The 1,921-nt window shown below is 40.0% G+C and carries 1 protein-coding gene; it reads left to right on the forward strand.

All coding sequences use genetic code 11. The features are described 5' to 3' along the window. The first annotated feature begins 63 nt into the window (after positions 1-63). On the forward strand, positions 64-1,731 hold the full coding sequence (locus tag QT974_RS33885; RefSeq protein ID WP_442933239.1) for a PDZ domain-containing protein: 1,668 nt from the start codon (positions 64-66) through the stop codon (positions 1,729-1,731). Positions 1,732-1,921: the final 190 nt, after the last annotated feature.

The raw sequence follows: 1,921 nt of genomic DNA on the forward strand, positions 1-1,921 counted from the left end.
CTTAATCACAATTAGTGAAGCCAGATTTTTTTGCAAATGATTTAGGATCGCTATAGTAAGACTATATTTCGTGTCAGTTTCAGTCCTGATGGACAGACAATTGCTTCAGCTAGTGCAGATGGAACAGTTAAACTATGGAATTTAGATGGCAAAGAACTCAAAACCTTGAAGCACGATAACGGTTTAGTTGCAGATGTCACTTTTAGTCCTGATGGTCAAACGATTTTAACCGCAGGTATGGATGGCTTAAGACTCTGGAATTTGTCAGGACAGCGCCTATCTCAATTTGGAGGAACAGCCCAAAAGTCCGAAGAATTTAGTGGTGTAGGTTTCAATATTGAATTCAATGAAAATACAAAAATTTTAACTGTTGTAAAGGTAATTGAAAATTCACCAGCAAAAAGATTAGGTATAAAAGTAGGAGATCAAATATTAGCAATTGATGGAAATCCCACTCCAGATATGAGTCTTGACGAAAACATAAATCTTCTTAGAGGTGAGGCAGGTACAAAGGTTATTCTGAAGATTTCTCGACAAGGAAATGATACTTTTGATGTAGCCATTACCAGAGATATAATCAAAACCGTTGAGATTGGAGGTATTCGTTATAAAACTGCAAAATTCAGTCCTGATGGTCAGACAATTGCTGCGAGTAGTGGGTTTGAGAAAGGGACAATTAAGCTCTGGAGTGGCGATGGTCGCCTACTTAAAACTCTCACAGGACATAAGGATACGGTTTGGGATGTCAGCTTCAGCCCTAATGGCAAAATGCTTGCCTCGGCGAGTTTAGACAAAACTGTAAAACTTTGGAGTATTGACGGTAAAGAACTCAGAACTTTAAATGGGCATAGTGATGAAGTTAACGCTGTTACTTTTAGCCCTGATGGACAAATGCTGGCATCAGCAGGTAAAGACGGTATTGTCAGAGTCTGGAGAATTGATGGCACTTTAGTTAAACCTCTATTGGGTAATCATCGTACTTTCAGTATGGGCAACCCCAATAGCATCAGTTTTAGTCCTGATGGTAAGACATTAGCTTTAGCCAATGAAGAGGAAGTTCAACTATGGAACCCTGAAGGTACTTTGCTCAAAATTTCTAGATTCGGTATTAGGGCGTGGTTTGCTCCCGATGGAAATGTACTTACTTCAGGTGGTGATAGTGATGGACATGATTGGAATGTTAACAAGGTGAGTTTCAGTCCTGATGGTAAGATACTTGCTTCAGCCAGTTCTAACAACGAGATAAAACTCTGGAACCCTGATGGTTCTTTACTCAAAACCCTTGAAGGACATACTAACGCAGTTGAGGACGTGAGTTTTAGTCCCGATGGCAAAATTTTAGCCTCAGCCAGCAAGGATCAGACCGTGAGACTCTGGAACCTCAAGGATAAGTCGCATAAAATTCTGCGCGGACACAACAGTTTTGTCAATAGCGTGAGTTTTAGCAGTAGTGGTTTGTTGGCTTCTGGTAGCATGGATAAAACGCTTAAACTTTGGCTTAGTGATGGTACTTTACTCAAAACTTTCAATATGGATTCATTCACTATGGCAAAGTTCAGTCCTGACGGTAAAACTTTAGCTGTTAGTTCTGACAAAGTAACTTTGTTGAATTTCGATCTTGACGATCTGATGGTACGGGGTTGCGATTGGGCGCGTGATTATCTGAAAACTAACCCCAATGTGAAGGAGAGCGATCGCCATCTCTGTGACGGAATTAATCAAAGCAAATAAAATAACCAACAAAAAATGAACTATTAGCGACAGGGTGCGATCGGTTAAAGGATTATTTCGTTACTCGTCCAGAGGAAAAACAAAAGTTAAAAGTGTGTCAAGATCATCCAAAATCTAAATAAATTAGGACTTACGCAGTAAGGATTCAGGTCTGAGAAATAGGAACGAGCTCAGGCATAGCCAAGTCACA

The organism is Microcoleus sp. BM001215392 (assembly GCF_036700185.1).
Lineage (GTDB): Bacteria > Cyanobacteriota > Cyanobacteriia > Cyanobacteriales > Microcoleaceae > Microcoleus.